The sequence below is a fragment of the Pseudomonas viridiflava genome (assembly GCF_900602065.1).
Lineage (GTDB): Bacteria > Pseudomonadota > Gammaproteobacteria > Pseudomonadales > Pseudomonadaceae > Aquipseudomonas.
In genome coordinates, this window is record NZ_UWFN01000350.1 from 361,109 (window position 1) to 383,156 (window position 22,048).

The window sequence follows — 22,048 nt, forward strand, 5'->3', positions numbered from 1 at the left end:
GGCGCAGGCGCCGCTGGGCTCACCCGTTGCGGCGTTGCCGTAAATAGTCGATGACTGCGGCTTGGTCACCGGCAAACTCAATACGCTTGGACTTGCTGTCGCGCTGGTAAGCGTACATAGGGTCGTAGTATTCGTTGAGTAACTGCTCGATCCATTGCCGATGCGCGTCCACTTGCCCGGTGGTCTGCTGCGTCTGCAGAGCGCCATCCATAATTGCTGCCAGGCGCTGATAGCGCTCGCCCCCCAAGCGCTTGAGATTGCTCGCCAGACTCTGGCGCAGGCGCTCAGCAAACGCATTGAATCCTTCGTCCTGTCCATACGCGGCGACGAAATCTGCGCACAGGTCGATCACGTAATCCTTGAGAATCCGCTCCACCCGACTCTCAACGCTATCTTGTAGCCACACCAAAGGCGCGGATTGCATCTGCCGAAACAGCGACAGCGGCACCGCGCGGCTGCCGACGGTGCGACCTTCGTCCTCGAGTATCAGATGATCAGCGCCGTGATGGCGCTTCTTAAGGATGTCCACGGCCAGAGCGTTTTCAAAGTCGATCTGCCCAGGCTGGCCACTGACACGTTTGCCGAAGCTGGAGCCCCGATGGTTAGCGTGGCCTTCGAGGTCGAGGCCGTTGCTTAACGCCGCCAGCACTTCAGTCTTGCCGGACCCGGTCAAGCCACCCACTACCACCAACTCGCACTCCTGAACGGCGTATTCGATGGTTTCGATAAGGAAAGTACGCATCGCCTTGTAACCGCCCAGCACTCGCGGATAAGGGATACCCGCAATGTCCTTCAGCCACTGCTGGGTGATCTGCGACCGCAGGCCCCCGCGAAAGCAATACAGATAGCCTTCGGGTTGATTCCGAACGAACTGAGCCCAGCCCTCAATGCGGGCCTGCTGGGTATCGCCAAACACCAGCCGATGCCCTAACTCGATGGCGGCTTGCTGCCCGTGTTGTTTATAGGCCGTGCCTACGGCCTCGCGCTCGGCATCATTCATCAGTGGCAAGTTAATGGACTGACCAAAGGCACCCTTCGCGAATTCCACGGGCGCGCGGACGTCCATCAGCGGGATATCGTTTAGAAAGATATGGCGCAAATCGTCGCTGTTGTCGCGCATCAGAACACCTCGACGGCGTCGGCCTGGCGCTCGATGAGTGTGCCAATCGGGTGCAAGCTCAGGCCCGAGTGGGCGGCGGTCTGCAGAAATTGCGCCTGGCCCTCTGGCGTGACCGCGACGAGCAGGCCGCCACTTGTTTGCGGATCGCATAACAGATGTTTCTGCGAGTCGGTCAACTGGCCGATGCGCCCCCCGTAGCTGTCAAAGTTGCGCAGCGTGCCGCCCGGTATGCACCCTCGCTCAAGGTAATAATCAACACTGGCCAGGCGCGGCACGGCGTTGGCCTCGATACGTGCGGTCAGTTGGCTGCCGTCAGCCATTTCCACCAAGTGACCTAGCAGGCCGAAACCCGTAACGTCAGTCATCGCCGTGACCCCGGCGAGCTTACCGAAACGGCTGCCGACGGTATTGAGCGTGCACATCTGGTCGCGTGCCACACCAATGTCAGCGTCGCGCAGCAGGCCTTGTTTCTCGGCGGTGGTGAGTACACCGATCCCCAATGGTTTGGTCAGATAAAGCGTACAGCCCACGGTGGCGGTGTCGTTGCGTTTCATGAAGCGTTTTTCGACCAAGCCCGTGACCGCCAGGCCAAAGATCGGCTCTGGCGCGTCAATGGAGTGTCCGCCGGCCAGCGGGATGCCCGCAGCATCACAAACCGCACGGCCGCCGCGAATCACCTCGCGAGCGATTTCCGGAGCAAGCACGTTGACCGGCCAGCCCAGAATGGCGATCGCCATGATCGGATCGCCACCCATGGCATAGATATCGCTGATCGCGTTGGTAGCGGCAATGCGCCCGAAATCGTAGGGGTCATCGACAATGGGCATGAAGAAATCGGTCGTTGAGACCACCCCGCGCTCTTCATCAATGGCATACACCGCCGCGTCGTCCCGCGAAGCATTACCCACCCAAAGTTTTGGATCGAGATTTTGTGCGCCGCTGCCAGCGAGGATCACCTCCAGCACCTGGGGCGAGATCTTGCAACCGCAGCCGGCGCCGTGGCTGTATTGGGTCAAACGGACCGTTGCGCTCATGGGATGCCACTCTGTGTGTAAAGGGTTGGCATTCTAACAGAGGGGACGCGCGGCTTGATGAAGGTGGGGATTGTGGGGCGGGGTTTCAGTCCACAGTGCTTGTCGATATGGCTGGGTTCTCAGCGAAGTACTCTCCGACCAAAAACAACAAAGCCCTTACAAGGCGGGCTTTGGGTAATATGAGGCCATCAATCTAGCTCTGAAATCAAATATGGTGCATCAGACGGGATTTCGAACCCATGAACTGCGGGGCGACTATTTTCAGGGGGGGCTTCAAGCCAGGTTGCAGAGGCAGTGTCACACCAAGTGGAGCTGGTTAATGTCTCTTAATCCGGCCTGTTTTGCCCATTAAAATGCAACACGTCACCCTGTGATCTGAACTGCTTATTATCTGCTCACATATCCGTCACTCGCCGTGCTCGAAGCAGTCTCCCTGATCCATATCTTCATCGTCACTGGTCCCTTGGTAACGTTCATTGTTCGGGTTGAGCTGGTCTGAGTGATTATCCATGCTCGATTGGTAAGCATCGTTGTTTGGGTTCAGGCTGTCGCTACGGTCATCATTCGATGTTCTGCCCATCGTCCGCTCCTCAATGTTGTGCTGTTTGTGGCACCTGTTGGGGTGGTGCTCACTCTGACTGACGCCAGCGAAAGCATAGATCATTTGACCTTTTGCTGCGCCCGCCGACAACGCATCATCCAGAATCGCCTTCGCCATATCGCTCAAATAATGAACAGCCCAGACACTCTGCTTGCTTGCATCATTCATCGCGGCGTCGAGGCTCAATTCATGGATACACGCCAATAAGCTGGAAGCGTGTTCCAGTGCGGATTCGATAGGTATGTCGGGATTGATGCGAAACAGCGGCTGACGGGATGGGCCGCAGGTGGAGAAGGTGGTGGTGCCGATGGTTTTGATTGGTTTTATTTCGTCGGAGGTAGTCATGGATCGCGCTCCTATATCTTGATGAACCGTCATCTCTGCCGCCAAGCAAAGAAGGGTGACGGATTGCACAAGGTTGGCGGACCGGAGATATAGGAACCCGGCACTCCCGAAAGAGTCCCTGCGCAACCCGTCATAAAGCCAGGTCACACGCGAAAAAACAGCGCCTGCCATCTTAAATCGGGGCGCTGTTTTCGCCTATATCTGTTCGGACCGCCAAGCCCGGTCGCTACGTTTGCAGCGACGGCGTGGACTCTAGGGTTGTTGGTTTGGAGCGACAAGGATGTGAAGCGGACGGAGGATGTAGGGGGATTCCGCAAATCCCGCCACCAAAAACAACAAAGCCCGCACAAGGCGGGCTTTGGGTAATTTCAGATTTGCTAATCCAGCTCTGAAATCGAATATGGTGCACCAGACGGGATTCGAACCCATGACCCCTGCCTTCGGAGGGCAGTACTCTATCCAGCTGAGCTACTGGTGCAATGCGGGCGCCATGATACTCATCTGGTTGGCGGGCGTCCATGCTGGTGAGTGCTGTTGTTGATTTTGCACGTTTCAAGGTATTTGGATGACGCTGATCAGAAAATCGGGCGGATGTTGGCAATTGCGTTCTTTTTTTCGAACGGCCTATTGTCCTTTGCCCTAGCAGTGCCTAGGATTCGTTTGAGATTTCAAACGCTCTTGCCCGGTTTTCCTGCACTTTTGACCTTTCGTGGCGGGGGCCGGCGGATGATTTCCTGATGGCAGCCTTGTTCGAGGCGCCTTTTGTACGATCAAAAACCTGCTCCGCCGGTGTGCGGCGCATTTTCGGTATATCAAAGCGGAGGCCGACATGCAGCTCAAAGATTCCAAGTTGTTCCGCCAGCAAGCCTACATCAATGGCACCTGGCTGGATGCGGACAATGGCCAGACCATCAAGGTTAACAACCCTGCAACAGATGAAACTCTGGGCACTGTGCCGAAGATGGGCGCTGCTGAAACCCGTCGTGCTATTGAAGCGGCTGACAAGGCGCTGCCAGCCTGGCGTGCACTGACCGCCAAGGATCGTGGCAACAAGCTGCGTCGCTGGTTTGAGCTGATGATCGAGAATCAGGACGACCTGGCTCGCTTGATGACCCTGGAGCAGGGCAAGCCGCTGGCCGAGGCCAAAGGCGAGATCGGTTATGCCGCTTCCTTTATTGAGTGGTTCGCTGAAGAAGCCAAGCGCGTGTATGGCGACGTGATTCCGGGCCATCAGCCGGACAAGCGCCTGATCGTGCTCAAGCAGCCGATTGGTGTGACCGCTGCGATCACGCCGTGGAACTTCCCGGCTGCGATGATCACCCGTAAAGCAGGCCCGGCGCTGGCTGCCGGTTGCACCATGGTGCTCAAGCCTGCTTCGCAAACTCCTTACTCCGCACTGGCGCTGGCTGAACTGGCCGAGCGTGCTGGCATCCCTGCGGGCGTGTTCAGCGTCGTGACTGGCAGCGCTGGCGATATCGGCAGCGAGCTGACTGGCAACCCGATCGTGCGCAAGCTGTCCTTCACCGGCTCGACCGAGATCGGTCGCCAGTTGATGGCTGAATGCTCCAAGGACATCAAGAAGGTGTCGTTGGAACTGGGCGGCAACGCGCCGTTCATCGTGTTCGACGACGCGGACCTGGATAAGGCCGTCGAAGGCGCGATTATCTCCAAGTACCGCAACAACGGTCAGACCTGCGTCTGCGCCAACCGGATCTACGTGCAGGACGCGGTTTACGATGCGTTCGCTGAAAAGCTCAAGGTCGCAGTGGCCAAGCTGAAGATCGGTAACGGTCTGGAAGAGGGCACCACCACCGGCCCGTTGATCGACGGCAAAGCTGTGGCCAAGGTCAAAGAACACATTGCCGACGCCGTGAGCAAAGGCGCGAAAGTGCTGTTCGGTGGCAACAGCATTGAAGGCAACTTCTTTGAGCCGACTATTCTGGTCAACGTGTCCAAAGATGCAGCCGTAGCCAAAGAAGAGACTTTTGGCCCGCTGGCGCCGCTGTTCCGCTTTAAAGACGAAGCTGAAGTGATCGCCATGGCCAACGACACCGAGTTTGGTCTGGCGTCGTACTTCTACGCTCAGAACATGAGCCGCGTGTTCCGCGTTGCTGAAGCGCTGGAGTACGGCATGGTGGGTATCAACACCGGGTTGATCTCCAACGAAGTCGCGCCGTTTGGCGGTATCAAGGCCTCGGGTCTGGGCCGTGAAGGCTCGAAGTACGGCATCGAAGATTATCTGGAAATCAAATACCTCTGCCTGTCGGTTTAACGCAGAGGATTGCAGCCGCCGGGGCGCGAGAGCGACGTTTCGGCGGTTTTTAGTGGCACCCCAAACCTTTTTGGTGGCCGGAGGCCGTGACAGTCGATCATCGAATGCTGTCGCGCGTTGATCCGCCACTTGATCCTTGAACCACGCCGACCGATGAGCGGCGAATGAGGAAACATGTCCCAGACAAACGCAGAATTGATGCAACGCCGCGAAGCCGCTGTTCCACGCGGTGTTGGCCAGATTCACCCGATCTTCGCTGAATCGGCTAAGAACGCTACCGTTACCGACGTTGAAGGTCGTGAGTTCATCGACTTCGCGGGCGGTATCGCCGTACTGAACACCGGTCACCTGCACCCGAAAATCATTGCTGCTGTGCAAGAGCAACTGACCAAGCTGACTCACACCTGCTTCCAGGTATTGGCCTACGAGCCGTACGTTGAGCTGTGCGAGAAAATCAACGCCAAGGTGCCAGGTGATTTCGCCAAGAAAACCCTGCTGGTCACCACCGGTTCCGAAGCGGTAGAGAATGCCGTGAAAATCGCGCGTGCTGCCACTGGCCGTGCTGGCGTGATCGCGTTCACTGGCGCTTACCACGGTCGCACCATGATGACCCTGGGCCTGACCGGTAAAGTCGTGCCTTACTCGGCAGGCATGGGCCTGATGCCGGGCGGTATCTTCCGTGCGCTGTACCCGTGCGAACTGCATGGCATCAGCGTTGACGATTCCATCGCCAGCATCGAGCGTATCTTCAAGAACGACGCCGAGCCTAAAGACATCGCAGCAATCATCATCGAGCCGGTTCAGGGCGAAGGTGGTTTCTACGTGGCGCCGAAGGCGTTCATGGCTCGCCTGCGCGAACTGTGCGACAAGCACGGCATCCTGTTGATCGCTGACGAAGTGCAGACGGGCGCGGGTCGTACCGGTACGTTCTTCGCCATGGAACAGATGGGCGTGACGGCTGACCTGACGACTTTCGCCAAATCCATCGCTGGCGGTTTCCCGCTTGCCGGTGTGTGCGGTAAAGCTGAATACATGGACGCCATTGCCCCAGGCGGTCTGGGCGGCACGTATGCCGGTAGCCCGGTGGCCTGTGCTGCTGCGTTGGCGGTGTTGCAGGTGTTTGAAGAAGAGCATCTGCTGGATCGCTGCAAAGCGGTTGGCGAGCGTCTGGTAACTGGCCTCAAGGCTATTCAGGCCAAGTACCCGGTGATCGGCGAAGTCCGTGCGCTGGGCGCGATGATCGCAGTTGAGCTGTTCGAAAACGGCGATACCCACAAGCCAAACGCTGCTGCTGTTGCGCAGGTTGTGGCCAAGGCTCGCGACAAGGGGCTGATCCTGCTGTCGTGCGGTACTTACGGCAATGTGCTGCGAGTTCTGGTGCCGTTGACCTCGCCTGACGAGCAGTTGGACAAAGGTCTGGCAATCATCGAAGAATGTTTCGCTGAGCTGGCGTGAAAATGCCAGGGTCGCAATTGATTAAAATGTGACCAAACAGACAAAAAAGACCCGCTTCGGCGGGTTTTTTTGCGTCTAAAAGGGGTAAATGAGGCTTTTTGGCTATATCCCGTCGTTTGCTTTGGCTAAGGTGGGTGCATTGATTTTGAAGATTTCGCCATGCTCCTGAAACAGTACGTTCGTGCTGCAAGACGTGAACGTGTAGGAGCTGCCGAAGGCTGCGAATGGCGGTGGGTCTGATACACCGCGTCGCAGCCTTCGGCAGCTCCTGCAGAAAATACATTTCAGATCATTGGTTATGAGTTGCTCGACGAGAGAGTTCTGATGACAGCTGTAGATTCACCCGCGGGACCTCGGGTATTGATTGCTGAATCCGATCCATGGGTTCGTGAAACGCTCAGTGAGTTGATTCTGAGCGTGCGTGATGATGTCGTGCTCGAGATTTGCAACGAAGGCAAACAGGCCGTTGAATTCTTGAAGAAGCACGTCCCTGATCTGATCGTGGCCGCCAGAGAACTGCCTGTCGTTGACGGCCTGAGTTTGCTTCGGGGTGTGCGCGGGTTGCGTCGTCAGCCTCCGGTGCCCTTTATTCTGATCAGTAATCGCGGAGACACTGCCAGTGTCCGCGAGGTAGTGCCACTTGCGCCTACTGCTTACCTCACCAAACCGCTGGACACCGAAAAGCTTCGCTCGCGTCTCGAGAGCGTATTGCTGGCGTGCCCGGTACCGGGTGCTACGCCAGCGCTGACTCCCGGCCAGACCCTGAACAAATACCTCGAAAAACGCCGTGACACCGCTGACGGAGCGCCTTTGTTCGTGGACGTCGCCACTGCGCTCAAGCTTAGCCAGGTCGGTTCCGGCACTGACGCTGTATTGCTTGAGCAAGAACTCCGTGCCGACCCGCACATTACTGCGGTGCTGATTGCGGCAGCCAACACCGCCGCGAAACATCTGGTCAAACCCGTGCAGACACTGGGCGCAGCGATCTCGCTTTTGGGGGCTGCGCAGTGCGCCAATATTGTTTCCGGGCTGACGAAGAAGCGCATGTCGATCCTGAGCAGCAGTGCGTTACAGGCAAAGGCCAGCGAGTTCTGGGAGATGTCGCAACGCACGGCCGAATACGCACGAGTGCTGGCGGGCATGCTGGATGTGGATCCGGAGCGTTGCTTCTGCGCGGGGCTGCTGCTGTCTCTGGGGGACCTTGCCGTGCTGGGCAGTTTGCAGGAGTGGCTGCTGGCCGGTGGCAAGCTGGATGACGAGCAGATAGGCAAGGCGCTGGAACAGTATTCCGCCGCCTACGGCTCAGCATTGCGCGTGCGCTGGCGTTTGCCGCTTGAACTGCGTGAGTTGACTTCATCGGTCTACCAGTACAACACCGGGGTTTATACCCGCGAGGTGTTGGTCATGAACCTGGCCGGGCACATGGCGCGTCTGGGGGATGAAGACAGTGTGACGACGCTGCTCAAAACCAAACCTGCCCGATTGTTGAAGCTGACCGTTGCTGATTTGCAGCGGTTGCGCAAGAAGCTGACGGGCGTCACTGACCCGAGTCTGCTGGCGCCACCGGTGGCATTGGCGGTTGAGACGCTGTCCGAGGCGGAAGCGGACGAAGGCCCGGATTTGCTGGATGGCGCGCCGGAGGTTGAACCTGAAGCAAACACCGACCTGTAGGAGCGCACGAGCACCGCGAGGCCGCGATAGCGGTTTGTCAGTCAAACCGCGTTTTCGTTCATCGCGGGCAAGCCTCGCTCCCACAGGACCGAGGTTTACTGTGGGAGCTGGGCTTGCCCGCGATATAGGCGCTGCGGTGTGTCAGTCATGGCGCGTTATCGTTCATCGCGAGCAAGCTCGGCTCCTACAGAGGCGGCGCAAGTTTGTGGGAGCTGGGCTTGCCCGCGATATAGGCGCTGCGGTGTGTCAGTTATGGCGTGTGATCGTTCATCGCGAGCAAGCTCGGCTCCTACAAACGAAGGCTGCGCAAATCACCTACACCAATACGATCTGATTCTTGCCCTGACGCTTGGCCTGGTACATCGCCGCGTCAGCGCGGGCGTAGAGGATTTCCAGGCTCTGGTCGTCCTCGCCCATGTTGGTCAGTCCTTGGCTAGCCGTGATGCCGAAGGTTTTGTCGCCGCGCTGGAAGCTCAATCGCTGAATTTCCCGCTGCAGGCGTTCGGCAATCTGCTTGGCCATGTCTGGCGCACAACCCGGGAACACCGCAGCAAACTCCTCACCGCCAATCCGCCCGAACAAATCCCCGCGTCTTAACGTGGTTCGGCCGCACTCAGCGATTTTCTGCAGCACCAGATCGCCTTCCTGGTGCCCGTAGGTGTCGTTGACCAGCTTGAAGTCATCGATGTCCAGCAGCAGGAATGCCAATGGGGTGCCATGCAGACGCGCCAATTCAAACTCGCGCTGGGCGCATTCGAAGAAGTGTCGACGGTTGCTGCTCTGAGTCAGAACATCAGTGGTCGCCAGGCGCTGCAGTTCGCTTTCCAGCTCTTTCTTTTCGGTGATGTCTTCTGCGATGCCCACCACGACGAGACGCTGCTCGGCGTCGGTCTGGTGACTCACGAAGCATTTGTCGCTGATCCAGCGGACTTCGCCATCGGCGCGGATGATGCGGTATTCGCGATCTTCCACAGCGCCTTTCTCGATAACTTCGTTGAGGCTGCGCTCAGCGTAGTTGAGGTCATCGGGATAAATGCTGTCGCGCCATTCGCCGTAGTCGGCCAGCAACAAACCCGCAGAGCGGCCGAAGATGCGTTCGTAAGCCGGGCTGACGTAGATCATCCGTTGGGTGGCCCAGTCGAAGGCCCAGAGCACAGCATTGACGCTGACCAGCAGCGAGCTGAACAGTTGCTCACGCTCACTCAGGCGTGCGACTTCTGCCTGGGCGTGCATCAGCGCCAGTAGCGTCTCGGCAGCGGCGGGATTGTCAGTATGGGGTGTCAGTAGATTTTTGTTGTCCATGGCACTGCATCTCAGAATAAGGTGCGGCGCACAGCCACAACATTCCCCGCACGGGGTCGCGGGCTGTTGTTCTGAGTGGATTTAGGGGATGAAGTTCAAATCAGCTGCGCCCGAATCCGGGCGCGCTGATCAAAGGCTTCAGGCGTGCGCAGGGCGCAGCGAGTAGGTTTTGAGCTGGTCTGCGAAATCGCGCAGGGACTGAATACCGCTGGCCTCCGCTTCGTGGATCCAGTCTTTCATGGCGGCCAGCATGTCGTGACCATTGCTGCTGGTCTTGACCCAGATCTGCTGCAGGGCCAGGCGTTTTTCGTAGATCACTTTCAACGCGTGGCTGTGTTCCAGCATGGTCTGGATGCGCAGGTGGTGCTTGTCATCCAGCAGGCTGGTTTCACGGGACAACAGCCGTTTGGCGCGATGGAATTGATGGCGTACCGAAGCGTCTGCCTTGGCCAGTTCCTGAGCAACCAGTGGACCGATCACCAGCTTGCGGTACTGGGCCATGATCTGGAAACGGTTGTTGAGGATCGCCATGGCGGTGTCCATGTCGATGTGGCCTTTGCCTTCGACGCGGTGGGCGATAGGCGCAACCCGCTGTACTTTGGCCAGACGCAGGGCACTGAACACTTTGATCCACGCCCAGCCCATGTCGAACTCCCACTTCTTGACCGACAGCTTGGCCGAGTTCGGGTAGGTGTGGTGGTTGTTATGCAGCTCTTCGCCGCCAATGATGATGCCCCATGGCACCAGATTGGTTGCCGCATCACGGCATTCGAAGTTGCGATAACCGACGGCATGGCCCAAACCATTGACGACGCCCGCCGCCCAGAAAGGAATCCACATCATCTGAATCGCCCAGACGGTGATGCCCAGCGCGCCGAACAACAGCAGGTCAATGACCGCCATGATCGCCACGCCCAGCAACGGATAAGGCGTATAGATTTTGCGTTCGATCCAGTCTTCCGGGCAGTTTTTGCCGTAAATGCGCAATGTGTCCGGATTTTCCGCCTCGGCCCGGTACAGTTCTGCGCCCTTGCGCAGTACAGTAGAAAGCCCTTTTACAACCGGGCTGTGCGGGTCATCGACGGTTTCGCATTTTGCGTGGTGTTTGCGATGGATAGCGGTCCATTCGCGAGTGTTCTGCGCAGTGGTCAGCCACAGCCAGAAACGGAAGAAGTGTTTGAGGCCCGCATTCAGCTCCAGCGAGCGGTGAGCGGAGTAGCGGTGAAGGTAAATAGTGACGGCGACAATCGTCACATGGGTCATGGCAAGAGTAACTGCCACTAACTGCCAGACTGAAAGGTCGAGCAAACCGTTGTACCACATAGGCTATATGGCCCTCGAAAAGACGCTTTGAATAAAAAAACAACAGTGCGCATTATCACTGAGCCACCAGATAAAACCAGTCGGGCTTAGAGATAAGAGTCGCCAGATGTTTCCTAATCTTTAATCCCCCATTTCATAAGGTTTTTAGCTTTCTTATGACCGACTCCTCTCGTGACGCACTGCGAACAGCCCTGTTTTATGGGGTTTTGTCGATTTTATGGCTTGTCGTGTGTGATCACTGGCTGCCTGAGATGATCGAAAATCCGGCTCGATTGGCGTTTGCCCAGCAGATGAGCGGTTACCTCTGGGTGGCGATCAGTGCCGTTTTCATCTTCATCGTTCGCGGCCAGTTACTGCGTTTCATGGGGGTCGACATCACCCTGCGTCAGCAACGCGAGGATCACGACCGTCTGCGTCTGGCGGCAGCGGTATTCGATAGCACCCTTGAAGGTGTAGTCGTCACCGATAGCCAGGGACAGATTGTTCACGTCAACCGTGCCTTTATGGAGATCACCGGCTATCAGCTGGACGAGGTTCTGGGCGTGAACCCGAGCAAGTTCAAATCCGGCCGTCATGGGCCAGAGTTCTACCGACAGATGTACCGCTCGATTCTTAGCGCGGGGCAGTGGAGCGGCGAAATCTGGAACCGCCGCAAAAGCGGTGAGATATACCCGCAGTGGCAAAGTATTCGCAGCGTGAAGGGTGACACTGGCGAGATAAAGCACTTCGTCGCGGTGTTTTCCGATATCACCGCCATCAAACGCTCGGAGCAGGATTTGCTGCAACTGGCGCATTACGATCCCCTGACGGATTTGCCCAACCGCCTGCTGTTCATCGACCGGACGACTCAAGCGCTGAGCAATGCCCGCGCGAACAAACGCGGCTGCGCGCTATTGCTGATCGATCTGGATCATTTCAAGAACATCAATGACAGCCTCGGGCATAACGTCGGCGACGAAGTGCTCAAGGCGGTGGCCGAGCGCCTTAAATCGTTGTTCGATGCTGATATGACCCTGGCGAGGCTGGGCGGTGATGAGTTTGCGCTGCTGATCGAAAACTGCCAGCAAGTGGTGCAGGTGGCCGGTTATGCACAACGAATTCTGGATGGCTTCAAAGCGCCGTTTTTACTGGGCAACCAGCAACTGTTCATCAGTGCCAGTGTCGGCATCAGCCTGTTCCCTGGTGACGCCTCCAACCCTGCACAGTTGCTGCGCAATGCCGACTCGGCCTTGTTCAAAGCCAAGGGCGACGGGCGCGAAGCGTATGCGTTGTACACCGAGGAACTCACCGCGCACGCTCAGCAGCGGGTGCATCTGGCCAGTGAATTGCGTCGCGCTATCGAGCGTCACGAGCTGCGGGTTTTTTATCAACCGATTCATAACCTGCACACCAGCCGCATTCTGGGTGTTGAGGCTCTGGTGCGATGGGAGCACCCCGAACGTGGGCTGGTGCCGCCGGGAGAATTCATTCCCATCGCCGAGCAAAGCGGCCTGATTGGCGATATCGATGCCTGGGTATTGAGCACATCCTGCCAGCAGATGTGCGACTGGCTGGCCGCGGGCGTGGATATTTCCTTTGTGGCGGTCAACATCTCCAGCCGTCTGTTTGGCAGCGGTCATCTGGTTGAGCAGGTCGCCAAAGTGTTGCGCGACACCGGACTGAATCCAGCGCATCTGGAGTTGGAGGTGACCGAAAGCGCGGTGATGGAAGACCCTGATCAGGCCATCGAGCAAATGCACCGGTTGCGTGATCTGGGATTGAGCCTGGCCATCGACGATTTCGGCACAGGTTACTCGTCGTTGCTGCGTCTGAAGCGCATGCCGGTGCAGAAGCTGAAGATCGATCAGGGCTTTGTGGCCGGGCTACCTGGCGATGAGGATGACATCGCGATCGTACGAGTGATTATTGCGCTGGCGCAGAGCATGGGCATGCGGGTGCTGGCTGAAGGCATCGAGACGGTCGATCAGGCGGCGTTCTTGCTGGCCAACGAGTGCGCGATGGGCCAAGGCTATTGGTTTGCGCGGCCGATGCCGGCTGAGCAGATTGATTGGTCCCATGCGCCGGGGTTTTAGCCAATCGAAGTAAGCCCTCCGGAATGAGCTTGCTCGCGATAGCGGTCTGCCAAGCAAATATCTTGTGACTGCAAGGCCGCTATCGCGAGCAAGCTCGCTCCTACAGGGGGGAATCAATCACTCGACAAACGTCACGGCTCATCAACGCCCGTAGGACCTGGTGAGGCAGTAAATTCATTTTGGTTATATGTAGATTCTTAAATAGTATTTTTAAGAATATCCGTGCGTCTCTAAGATTGCCTCCACGCCACAAGTAGAAACCTCGCGAACGGGTTCTTCAGGCCAATCTATTTCAAGGAGCACGATCATGAGCGCATCTCTGCGTAGCGTTGACGGTCAGGACGAAGCAGCGATTCTGCGCGAGATTCAGAGCGCGCTGCGCGATCTGCGTTTCGGGGCGGTGGAAATCACTGTGCACAACGCGCAGGTCGTCCAGATCGAGCGCAAGGAAAAGTTTCGTTTGCAGAACCCGGGTAACAAACCGAGCTGATTCACCTCGATCCTTGTAGGAGCTGCCGAAGGCTGCGAATGGCCTTCAGATCTGTTCGCAGCCTTCGGCAGCTCCTACAGAAAAGCTTCAAACCAAAAATTAGAAAAAGCCAACAACATAACCAGATTTTCCAGGAGCTTGACCCATGTCCATTCGCCGTTATGCGCTGGCCGCACTCGCCAGTGCCGTGTTTGCCGGTTCCGCTGTTGCCAAGGATTACGAGCTGTTGAACGTCTCGTATGATCCGACGCGTGAGCTGTATCAGGAGTACAACGCCGAGTTCATCAACTTCTGGAAGAAGTCCCATCCGGACGACAAAGTTGAAATCAAACAGTCCCACGGTGGTTCGGGCAAGCAGGGCCGTTCGGTAATCGACGGTCTGCGTGCTGACGTGGTGACCCTGGCGCTGGCCGGTGACATCGACGAAATCGCCAAACTGGGCAAAACCCTGCCGGAGAACTGGCAGACCCGCCTGCCGGACGCCAGCACGCCTTACACCTCCACCATCGTGTTCCTGGTGCGTAAGGGCAACCCGAAAGGCATCAAGGATTGGGGCGACCTGATCAAGAAAGACGTTTCGGTCATCACGCCCAACCCGAAAACCTCCGGCGGTGCTCGCTGGAACTTCCTGGCGGCGTACGGCTACGGTCTGAAAACCGGTGGCAGCGAAGCCAAAGCCAACGAATATGTCAAAGAGCTGTTCAAGCACGTGCCGATTCTGGACACCGGCGCTCGCGGTTCGACCATTACTTTCGTCAACAACGGTCAGGGCGACGTGTTGCTGGCGTGGGAAAACGAAGCGTTCCTGGCACTGAAAGAAGACGGCGGCGCGGACAAGTTCGACATCGTCGTACCTTCGCTGTCGATCCTGGCTGAGCCCCCTGTCGCTGTTGTCGACAAGAACGCCGAGAAGAAGGGCAATACCGAGATTGCGACTGAATACCTGAAGCACCTGTACAGCAAAGAAGGTCAGGAAATCGCCGCGAAAAACTTCTACCGTCCACGTAACGCTGAAGTCGCTGCCAAGTACGAAAAACAGTTCCCTAAACTGGATCTGCTGACTATCGACAAAGACTTCGGCGGCTGGAAAACTGCGCAACCGAAATTCTTTAATGACGGCGGCATCTTCGACCAGATCTACCAGGCGCAGTAATCGTCAAAAAACCTGGGACCTGTGGGAGCGGATTCATCCGCGAAGGCATTTCAAGGCGCAAGAGATCGGTCGAATGTACTGGCCTCTTCGCGGATGAATCCGCTCCCACACGAGGGCCCGCGCAGGTAAAGCATTTCAATTCAGAGATGCATGTAGCTGAACTATCGGACCCGCACTCGTTTGCGGGTTCGGTGTGTTAACCAAGGACTTTTATGTCGCGACGTATTTCCCCCGTCATACCCGGCTTCGGGCTGACGCTGGGCTACACCTTGGTGTACCTCAGTCTTATTGTGTTAATCCCGCTGGCGGCGATGTTCATCCATGCCGCGCAGCTGACCTGGGATCAATTCTGGGCAATCATCACTGCACCGCGCGTGCTGGCGGCTCTCAAGCTGAGCTTCAGTACGGCGTTCTACGCCGCTGTTATCAATGGTGTGATCGGTGTTTTGCTGGCTTGGGTGCTGGTGCGTTACACCTTCCCCGGTCGCAAGATCATCGATGCAATGATCGACCTGCCGTTCGCCCTGCCCACCGCTGTTGCCGGTATCGCCTTGACCGCGCTGTATGCGCCTAACGGTCTGGTCGGGCAATTCGCCACGGACCTGGGCTTCAAGATCGCTTACACGCCGCTGGGTATCACCCTCGCGCTGACCTTCGTCACGTTACCCTTCGTGGTGCGTACCGTGCAGCCCGTGCTGGCCGATATCCCGCGTGAGGTCGAAGAGGCTGCTGCCTGCCTGGGCGCGCGTCCGCTGCAAGTGTTTCGACACATCCTTGTGCCAGCACTGTTGCCTGCGTGGCTGACCGGTTTTGCATTGGCGTTTGCCCGAGGTGTGGGCGAGTACGGTTCGGTGATTTTCATCGCGGGCAACATGCCGATGAAAACCGAAATCCTGCCGTTGCTGATCATGGTCAAGCTCGACCAGTACGATTACACCGGCGCCACGGCGATCGGCGTAATGATGCTGGTGGTTTCTTTCATTCTGTTGCTGCTGATCAACTTGCTGCAGCGGCGTATCGAAACCCCATCCTGAGGAGGCGCAGAACATGTCCCATTCATCTGTTTCAGCCGCCGCCTCAGCCAACGCCGCCCGTCGTGGTAGCGCGGTGTCGCGCCGGATTCTGATCATCCTGTGCTGGCTGGTGTTTCTACTGTTCCTGGGTTTGCCGCTATTCATTGTGGTGTCTCAGGGGCTGAAAAACGGCCTCGGAGCGTTCTTTACGGCGATCCTGGAACCAGACGCTCTGTCAGCCCTCAAGCTGACGGTTATCGCCGTGTTGATCTCGGTCCCGCTCAATCTGGTGTTCGGCGTCAGTGCCGCCTGGTGCGTGAGCAAGTACTCGTTCCGTGGCAAAAGCATCCTGGTGACGCTGATCGACCTGCCGTTCTCGGTCTCGCCGGTCATTGCCGGTCTGGTCTACGTGCTGATGTTCGGTGCTCAAGGCTTTTTTGGACCGTGGCTGCAGGATCACGACATCCAGATCGTGTTCGCCTTGCCAGGCATTATCCTGGCGACCATCTTTGTTACCGTGCCTTTCGTGGCCCGTGAACTGATCCCGCTGATGCAGGAGCAGGGCACGCAGGAAGAAGAAGCGGCCCGGCTGCTGGGTGCGAATGGCTGGCAGATGTTCTGGCATGTGACCGTGCCGAACATCAAATGGGGCCTGATCTATGGCGTGGTGCTCTGTACCGCACGAGCCATGGGTGAGTTCGGGGCGGTGTCGGTGGTTTCCGGGCACATTCGCGGCGTCACCAATACCCTGCCGCTACACGTCGAAATTCTCTACAACGAGTACAACCACGTTGCAGCCTTTGCCGTGGCGAGCCTGTTGCTGATCCTTGCGCTGTTTATCCTGCTGCTCAAGCAGTGGAGCGAAGCGCGCATTAACCGTCTGCGCCAAAGTGCGGCGGAGGAATAATTCATGTCGATCGAAGTCCGTAATGTCAGCAAGAACTTCAATGCCTTCAAGGCCCTGAACAGCATCAATCTGGACATCCAGAGTGGCGAGCTGGTGGCGTTGTTAGGCCCGTCCGGCTGCGGCAAGACTACCTTGCTGCGCATTATTGCCGGCCTGGAAACACCCGACGACGGCAGCATCGTTTTCCACGGTGAAGACGTTTCCGGCCATGACGTGCGTGATCGCAACGTCGGTTTCGTGTTCCAGCACTACGCGCTGTTCCGCCACATGACCGTGTTTGACAACGTCGCATTCGGTCTGCGTATGAAACCCAAGAATCAGCGCCCGAATGAAAGCCAGATCGCGGTCAAGGTTCACGAACTGCTGAACATGGTTCAACTGGACTGGCTGGCTGATCGCTATCCGGAGCAACTGTCCGGTGGCCAGCGTCAGCGTATCGCCCTGGCCCGTGCCTTGGCGGTAGAGCCCAAAGTGCTGCTGCTGGATGAGCCGTTTGGTGCGCTGGATGCCAAGGTGCGTAAAGAGCTGCGTCGCTGGTTGGCGCGTCTGCACGAAGACATCAACCTGACCTCGGTTTTCGTGACCCACGACCAGGAAGAAGCCATGGAAGTGGCCGACCGCATTGTGGTCATGAACAAAGGGGTGATCGAGCAGATCGGCTCGCCGGGCGAAGTGTACGAAAACCCGGCCAGCGATTTCGTTTACCACTTCCTGGGGGACTCCAACCGTCTGCATGTGGGCGAAGAGCATGTGCTGTTCCGTCCGCATGAAGTGTCGCTGTCACGCTCCGAGCTGGAAGGCCACCACGCAGCCGAAGTCCGGGACATTCGGCCACTGGGCGCAACCACCCGTATCACGCTGAGAGTGGAAGGGCAGAGCGAACTGATCGAAGCCGAAGTGGTGAAAGATCACGACAGCCTGACCGGTCTGGCGCGGGGTGAAACGCTGTTCTTCAAGCCGAAGGTCTGGCAGAAGGTCGCGAATATCTAAGGACTAAGCCACCTGTAGGAGCTGCCGAAGGCTGCGAAGAGCGGTGTGTCTGACCCACAGCTTTCGCAGCCTTCGGCAGCTCCTACAGATATTCGATGTGTTTAAACCGCCTGCTTCAAATCCCGCTTGCGCACCGGCCCGACTCTTTCTTCAATCGCATGCTGCAACGGCTTGCGTATCCCCATCAGAAACGCCAACTCAGCCACCACAAACAACGGGCCTATGATCAGGCCGCTCACGTCATCGATGAACGCTGGTTTGCGGCCTTCGTAATAGTGACCGACAAACTGGATGATCCAGCCCGCCACGAACAAGCCCACTCCGGCGCTGAGCCAGATCATGGTCGCTTGCTGCGCAAGACCGGCTCCAGCCCACAGGCACAGCCCCAGCAATACGCCCATTAACACACCGAACGGCCGATCAAGGCGCAGATAGAAGACGGTCGATGCCAGGGCGACCAGCGCGGCGGGTGACATCCACACGCCGCCGATCATCCAGCCGGGGCGTGAGAGCAGGACCGCCACCGCGATGACGATCAGCGGAATTCCTACAAAGTGTGTCGCAATATTCCGCGAGTCGCGGTGGTAGGCGGCGTATTGACTGAGATGGTCTGTGAGGTTTTTCATTATTATTCCTCTTTTAGCGATAAACGATTCTGCTACGGTTTCGTCTTTAACGCGATGCGATCAGTAATAACAGGGAGCACTAGATGACAAATGGAGCTGGATGGCACTCGCGCCTGATGAACGACCCTTGGTTCGGTCATCTGCCTGCCGCTTTGCAGGATAGCTTGTTGGGCGCGGCTCGCCAGACGCGAAAAACGCCGGGCAAATTTTTGTTCGAAAAGGGCGATGAACCCTGTGGTTTATATGCGCTTGTAGAGGGTTCGGTGCGCGTTGGCGGCGCCCTTGATCAACGTCTGGTGCCACGTCTTGAGCACGTCCGCACACCTTATTGGTTTGGAGAGGTCTCGTTGTTTGACGGCATGCCGCGCCGGTTCGATGTCTATTCCATGGAGCAGAGCATCTTTCTTCATGTGCCCCAGTCGGTCCTCAACGAACTGCTGGAGGAAAACCCGGCTCACTGGCGTCCCTTCGCTGACCTTCTCAGCCAGAAAATGGGCGTCAATCTGCTGCGTCCTGATTGCATCAAATTGCTGACTCCCAAGGCGCGGGTGGCGTGGCGCTTGTTGATGCTTGCCGAAGGCTATGGTCATCTCAGTCATGCGCGGCGTCTGATCGGTTTTGATGAAATAGACGCGCAACGCACGGCAGATCTGTCACCGTCAGAGTTGCTTGACGTGCTGCAGGACCTGCATCAACGCAAGATTTTGCGCATGGGCGACGAGCAGGTAGAGATCTTCGATGTGATCAAACTGCGCAAGGCGGCCAACACCCAGCGCGCCAAGTCGTTATGCTTGACGCCTTAATGATCGAGGTGAGTCATGCGGCTGCTGTTAGTGGAATACGATGCCAGGACGGCGAACGAGCTGGCTGAAGGCTTTGCCGAGTCGGGCTTTACGCTGGATGTGGCGCTCAATGGCCTGGACGGTCGCCACTTCGTAGAAGAGCAATGCTACGACCTGATCATTCTTGATGTGATGCTGCCAGGCCTCAACGGCTGGCAGCTGTTGCAACTGATCCGCCAGCGTGGTGCAACGCCGGTGCTGTTCCTGACCGCTCCGGATGCCATCGAAGATCGCCTGCGTGGCCTGGAGCTCGGCGTCGACGATTACCTGCTTAAACCCTTCAGTTACGAAGAACTGCAGACCCGTGTGCGCAAACTGCTGCGTCGCGGCCCAATGGGCGATGCCGCCAGTATCAGCATTGCCGATCTGGAAATAGACATGGCACTGCAACGCGTCAGCCGTGGCGGTCAGCGCATTTCCATGGGCGAGAAAGAGTTTGCCTTATTGCAGTTGCTTGCCCGCCGTCAGGGTGAAGTCATCTCCCGGACCCACATCGCAGCAGAAATCTTCGACAACGACCTGCGGCCGGTCACTGTTGCCATCCAGCGCCTGCGCTCCAAAATCGACGAGCGCTACCTTCCCAAACTGATTCATGCCGTGGGCGATGAAGACTATCAACTGGCATTGCTGGATGTCGAGGCGTTTGATTTGCGGTGAGCCGCTGGCTGGATGTGGAACGCAGTCCTGTGAGCAATTCTATGTTGGCCTGCAAACGCCCGCCCTGTGGGAGCGAATTCATTCGCGAAGGGGCCGGTACATCCGCAGCTTCCGTATCGCCTGAAATACCGCTTCCCGAATGAATTCGGTCCCACAGGGTTTGAGTTTCAAGCGCGGAACTGTGGGAGCGAATTCATTCGCGAAGGGGCCGGTACATCCGCGGCTTCCGTATCGCCTGAAATACCGCTTCCCGAATGAATTCGGTCCCACAGGGTTCGAGTTTCAAGCGCGGGAAGTGATTTGCGGCATCGGCGCCGGTCATAGCCCCGAAAATGACCGCCAAGTCATTAGTCGTCATATGACGCCGTGAAATACACCCATCTCCCAAACGACGCCCCAATAGCCCATATCCAATGGTCTAACCCCCCTCGTCATCCCATTGACAGTGTTACAAGGTGTGTCTATAAATCGCTTAGTTATACGATGACTAGGCGAAATCTCGATTTTCGCAACTATAAAAATAATACAAAGAGTAACAGCCCGATGAGCACTCCTGTTTCGCCTCCATGTGGACATCCGATCCCGCACTTCGCTGCCCCCACCGTGTCCCGACGACCCTGCGCATGCGCGCAAAGGGTGTCGCTGCGCACCTCACTCACGGCTGCTTTGTCGTAAACCCGTTTCTCGCACGCTGACTCGCCGCCACTCCAATAACAAAGGTGAAGAGATGAAAATAAAAGGAATTCGCTGGTGGATGGTCGGGCTGGTCACAGCCGGCCTGATCGTTAACTACCTGGCCCGTAACACGCTGTCCGTGGCTGCGCCGACGCTAATGAGCGAGCTCAGCATCAGCACCGAGCAGTACTCGCACATCGTCGTTGCCTGGCAAGTGTGTTACGCGCTGATGCAGCCGGTTGCCGGGTACATCATCGACGCCATTGGTACCAAAATGGGCTTCGCGATTTTTGCCGTCGCCTGGTCGGCCGCCTGTGCTGCCGCCGCTTTCGCCACAGGCTGGCAGAGCCTGGCGATTTTCCGCGGCATGCTCGGTCTTACCGAAGCGGCGGGCTTACCTGCGGGTGTCAAAGCCACCACTGAGTGGTTTCCGGCCAAAGAGCGTTCGGTAGCCATCGGCTGGTTCAACATCGGTTCTTCCATTGGTGCGCTGCTGGCGCCGCCTCTCGTGGTCTGGGCGATTCTGCAAAGCGGCTGGGAACTGGCGTTCCTGATCGTTGGCGGGCTGGGTATTGTCTGGAGCGGCCTGTGGCTGGTGCTTTATAAGCACCCGCGTGATCAGAAGCGTTTGAGTGAAACCGAGCGCGACTACATCCTCAGTGGCCAGGAATCACACTTCAAAGATGTACCGACGCAGAAGGGCAGCTGGAAAAAGATCATCACCAGCCGTAATTTTTATGCGATCGCTTCGGCACGGATCCTGTCCGAGCCAGCCTGGCAGACCTTCAACGCGTGGATCCCCTTGTACTTGATGACTGAGCGGCACATGAACATCAAAGAAATCGCCATGTTCGCCTGGCTGCCATTCCTCGCAGCCGATATCGGTTGTGTGCTGGGCGGCTACCTGAGCCCGTTTTTCCATAAGCATCTCAAGGTTTCGCTGTTCACCTCGCGCAAACTGGTGTTGCTGTTCGGCGCGTCCTGCATGATCGGCCCTGCATGTATTGGTCTGGTTGAAAGCCCTTACACGGCTATTGCTCTGCTCTGCATCGGGGGCTTCGCGCATCAAACGCTGTCCGGCGCGCTTTACTCCATTACTTCGGACTCGTTTGGCAAAAACGAAGTCGCGACGGCTACCGGCATGGGTGGCATGTTCGGCTATCTCGGCGCGGCGGCGTTTACCCTGGTATTCGGCGTGCTCGTCACCAAAATCGGCTACAGCCCTCTGTTTGTAGTGCTGGCCATCTTCGACATCGTAGCGGCCATCGTGGTCTGGAATGTGGCCCGGGAACTGCCGAAGCAACCGCAGCCAGCTGAAACCGTTCATCCGGAAGGTGCGCCGCTTTTGCCGACGGCTTGATCCGTCCTTCTGTAAACCCAATCGCTGTAGGAGCTGCCGCAGGCTGCGATGGCGATGTATCTGTCCCGCTACCATCGCAGCCTGCGGCAGCTCCTACAGATAAGCCTCCGTCGCCTATCTGTAACAAACTTTGAGTACCT

At 57.4% G+C, this 22,048-nt stretch carries 18 protein-coding genes and 1 tRNA gene; 12 read left to right on the forward strand and 7 right to left on the reverse strand.

Annotated elements, in window-relative coordinates:
* Window positions 1-19: 19 nt before the first annotated feature.
* The 4 genes from mnmH to EE949_RS28700 form a co-directional block, all read right to left on the reverse strand.
* Window positions 20-1,120, reverse strand: a complete 1,101-nt coding sequence (gene mnmH / locus EE949_RS28685) for a tRNA 2-selenouridine(34) synthase MnmH (protein WP_122667365.1) — start codon at window positions 1,118-1,120, stop codon at window positions 20-22.
* A complete protein-coding gene (gene selD, locus EE949_RS28690; RefSeq protein WP_122667366.1) occupies window positions 1,120-2,154 on the reverse strand; it encodes a selenide, water dikinase SelD in 1,035 nt (344 codons plus the stop codon). Before selD ends, mnmH begins: the two co-directional genes overlap by 1 nt.
* A gap of 406 nt (window positions 2,155-2,560) precedes the next feature.
* On the reverse strand, window positions 2,561-3,100 hold the full coding sequence (locus EE949_RS30060; protein ID WP_346010018.1) for a DUF3077 domain-containing protein: 540 nt from the start codon (window positions 3,098-3,100) through the stop codon (window positions 2,561-2,563).
* 401 nt (window positions 3,101-3,501) lie between these two features.
* Window positions 3,502-3,578 (reverse strand) — tRNA-Arg (locus EE949_RS28700).
* 351 nt (window positions 3,579-3,929) lie between these two features.
* Between EE949_RS28700 and gabD the strand changes: the two genes are divergently transcribed.
* The 3 genes from gabD (at window position 3,930) to EE949_RS28715 (ending at window position 8,498) form a co-directional block, all read left to right on the forward strand.
* Window positions 3,930-5,372 (forward strand): NADP-dependent succinate-semialdehyde dehydrogenase, encoded by a 1,443-nt coding sequence (gabD, locus tag EE949_RS28705; RefSeq protein ID WP_122667367.1) that lies wholly within the window; start codon window positions 3,930-3,932, stop codon window positions 5,370-5,372.
* Window positions 5,373-5,546: 174 nt separating this feature from the next.
* Window positions 5,547-6,827: a 4-aminobutyrate--2-oxoglutarate transaminase gene (gabT, locus tag EE949_RS28710; RefSeq protein WP_027901286.1), complete on the forward strand. Its 1,281-nt coding sequence runs from the start codon at window positions 5,547-5,549 to the stop codon at window positions 6,825-6,827.
* 324 nt (window positions 6,828-7,151) lie between these two features.
* The gene (locus tag EE949_RS28715; protein ID WP_162873971.1) at window positions 7,152-8,498 is read left to right on the forward strand and encodes an HDOD domain-containing protein; all 1,347 of its coding nucleotides are present in this window, start codon (window positions 7,152-7,154) and stop codon (window positions 8,496-8,498) included.
* Window positions 8,499-8,813: 315 nt separating this feature from the next.
* On the opposite strand, the gene EE949_RS28720 is transcribed toward EE949_RS28715, so the two are convergent.
* Both EE949_RS28720 and desA read right to left on the reverse strand, forming a co-directional pair.
* Window positions 8,814-9,800, reverse strand: a complete 987-nt coding sequence (locus EE949_RS28720) for a GGDEF domain-containing protein (protein ID WP_122667368.1) — start codon at window positions 9,798-9,800, stop codon at window positions 8,814-8,816.
* 138 nt (window positions 9,801-9,938) lie between these two features.
* Window positions 9,939-11,123, reverse strand: a complete 1,185-nt coding sequence (gene desA, locus EE949_RS28725) for a delta-9 fatty acid desaturase DesA (protein ID WP_122667369.1) — start codon at window positions 11,121-11,123, stop codon at window positions 9,939-9,941.
* A 155-nt stretch (window positions 11,124-11,278) separates the two neighbouring features.
* On the opposite strand from desA, the gene dibA reads away from it, so the two are divergent.
* From dibA to EE949_RS28755, 6 genes are all read left to right on the forward strand, one after another.
* Window positions 11,279-13,195, forward strand: coding sequence for a phosphodiesterase DibA (gene dibA / locus EE949_RS28730; RefSeq protein WP_122667370.1), 1,917 nt, complete (start codon window positions 11,279-11,281; stop codon window positions 13,193-13,195).
* 307 nt (window positions 13,196-13,502) lie between these two features.
* A complete protein-coding gene (gene oscA, locus EE949_RS28735) occupies window positions 13,503-13,685 on the forward strand; it encodes a sulfur starvation response protein OscA (protein ID WP_003170956.1) in 183 nt (60 codons plus the stop codon).
* A gap of 145 nt (window positions 13,686-13,830) precedes the next feature.
* Entirely contained in the window at window positions 13,831-14,838 is a 1,008-nt protein-coding gene (locus EE949_RS28740) for a sulfate ABC transporter substrate-binding protein (RefSeq protein ID WP_122667371.1), read from the forward strand.
* A gap of 212 nt (window positions 14,839-15,050) precedes the next feature.
* Complete coding sequence (gene cysT / locus EE949_RS28745; RefSeq protein ID WP_122667372.1) at window positions 15,051-15,872, forward strand: sulfate ABC transporter permease subunit CysT; 822 nt, start codon at window positions 15,051-15,053, stop codon at window positions 15,870-15,872.
* A 13-nt stretch (window positions 15,873-15,885) separates the two neighbouring features.
* Complete coding sequence (cysW, locus tag EE949_RS28750) at window positions 15,886-16,758, forward strand: sulfate ABC transporter permease subunit CysW (RefSeq protein ID WP_122667373.1); 873 nt, start codon at window positions 15,886-15,888, stop codon at window positions 16,756-16,758.
* A 3-nt stretch (window positions 16,759-16,761) separates the two neighbouring features.
* Window positions 16,762-17,748 carry a sulfate/molybdate ABC transporter ATP-binding protein gene (locus tag EE949_RS28755; RefSeq protein ID WP_122667374.1) on the forward strand — a complete coding sequence of 329 codons (987 nt, stop codon included), beginning with the start codon at window positions 16,762-16,764 and terminating at the stop codon, window positions 17,746-17,748.
* 101 nt (window positions 17,749-17,849) lie between these two features.
* On the opposite strand, the gene EE949_RS28760 is transcribed toward EE949_RS28755, so the two are convergent.
* Window positions 17,850-18,374 carry a DUF962 domain-containing protein gene (locus EE949_RS28760; RefSeq protein WP_122667375.1) on the reverse strand — a complete coding sequence of 175 codons (525 nt, stop codon included), beginning with the start codon at window positions 18,372-18,374 and terminating at the stop codon, window positions 17,850-17,852.
* An 83-nt stretch (window positions 18,375-18,457) separates the two neighbouring features.
* On the opposite strand from EE949_RS28760, the gene EE949_RS28765 reads away from it, so the two are divergent.
* The 3 genes from EE949_RS28765 to EE949_RS28775 all read left to right on the forward strand — a co-directional run bounded on the left by EE949_RS28765 (window position 18,458) and on the right by EE949_RS28775 (window position 21,908).
* Window positions 18,458-19,177, forward strand: coding sequence for a Crp/Fnr family transcriptional regulator (locus EE949_RS28765; RefSeq protein WP_122667376.1), 720 nt, complete (start codon window positions 18,458-18,460; stop codon window positions 19,175-19,177).
* 15 nt (window positions 19,178-19,192) lie between these two features.
* Window positions 19,193-19,873 (forward strand): response regulator, encoded by a 681-nt coding sequence (locus tag EE949_RS28770; protein ID WP_122667377.1) that lies wholly within the window; start codon window positions 19,193-19,195, stop codon window positions 19,871-19,873.
* A gap of 754 nt (window positions 19,874-20,627) precedes the next feature.
* Window positions 20,628-21,908, forward strand: a complete 1,281-nt coding sequence (locus EE949_RS28775) for an MFS transporter (RefSeq protein WP_162873977.1) — start codon at window positions 20,628-20,630, stop codon at window positions 21,906-21,908.
* Window positions 21,909-22,048 lie beyond the last annotated feature (140 nt).

Coding starts and splice junctions, on each gene's coding strand:
- mnmH (WP_122667365.1), bottom strand. CDS start 1,120: ATGCGCGACAACAGCGACGATTTGCGCCATATCTTTCTAAACGATATC.
- selD (WP_122667366.1), bottom strand. CDS start 2,154: ATGAGCGCAACGGTCCGTTTGACCCAATACAGCCACGGCGCCGGCTGC.
- EE949_RS30060 (WP_346010018.1), bottom strand. CDS start 3,100: ATGACTACCTCCGACGAAATAAAACCAATCAAAACCATCGGCACCACC.
- gabD (WP_122667367.1), top strand. CDS start 3,930: ATGCAGCTCAAAGATTCCAAGTTGTTCCGCCAGCAAGCCTACATCAAT.
- gabT (WP_027901286.1), top strand. CDS start 5,547: ATGTCCCAGACAAACGCAGAATTGATGCAACGCCGCGAAGCCGCTGTT.
- EE949_RS28715 (WP_162873971.1), top strand. CDS start 7,152: ATGACAGCTGTAGATTCACCCGCGGGACCTCGGGTATTGATTGCTGAA.
- EE949_RS28720 (WP_122667368.1), bottom strand. CDS start 9,800: ATGGACAACAAAAATCTACTGACACCCCATACTGACAATCCCGCCGCT.
- desA (WP_122667369.1), bottom strand. CDS start 11,123: ATGTGGTACAACGGTTTGCTCGACCTTTCAGTCTGGCAGTTAGTGGCA.
- dibA (WP_122667370.1), top strand. CDS start 11,279: ATGACCGACTCCTCTCGTGACGCACTGCGAACAGCCCTGTTTTATGGG.
- oscA (WP_003170956.1), top strand. CDS start 13,503: ATGAGCGCATCTCTGCGTAGCGTTGACGGTCAGGACGAAGCAGCGATT.
- EE949_RS28740 (WP_122667371.1), top strand. CDS start 13,831: ATGTCCATTCGCCGTTATGCGCTGGCCGCACTCGCCAGTGCCGTGTTT.
- cysT (WP_122667372.1), top strand. CDS start 15,051: ATGTCGCGACGTATTTCCCCCGTCATACCCGGCTTCGGGCTGACGCTG.
- cysW (WP_122667373.1), top strand. CDS start 15,886: ATGTCCCATTCATCTGTTTCAGCCGCCGCCTCAGCCAACGCCGCCCGT.
- EE949_RS28755 (WP_122667374.1), top strand. CDS start 16,762: ATGTCGATCGAAGTCCGTAATGTCAGCAAGAACTTCAATGCCTTCAAG.
- EE949_RS28760 (WP_122667375.1), bottom strand. CDS start 18,374: ATGAAAAACCTCACAGACCATCTCAGTCAATACGCCGCCTACCACCGC.
- EE949_RS28765 (WP_122667376.1), top strand. CDS start 18,458: ATGACAAATGGAGCTGGATGGCACTCGCGCCTGATGAACGACCCTTGG.
- EE949_RS28770 (WP_122667377.1), top strand. CDS start 19,193: ATGCGGCTGCTGTTAGTGGAATACGATGCCAGGACGGCGAACGAGCTG.
- EE949_RS28775 (WP_162873977.1), top strand. CDS start 20,628: ATGGTCGGGCTGGTCACAGCCGGCCTGATCGTTAACTACCTGGCCCGT.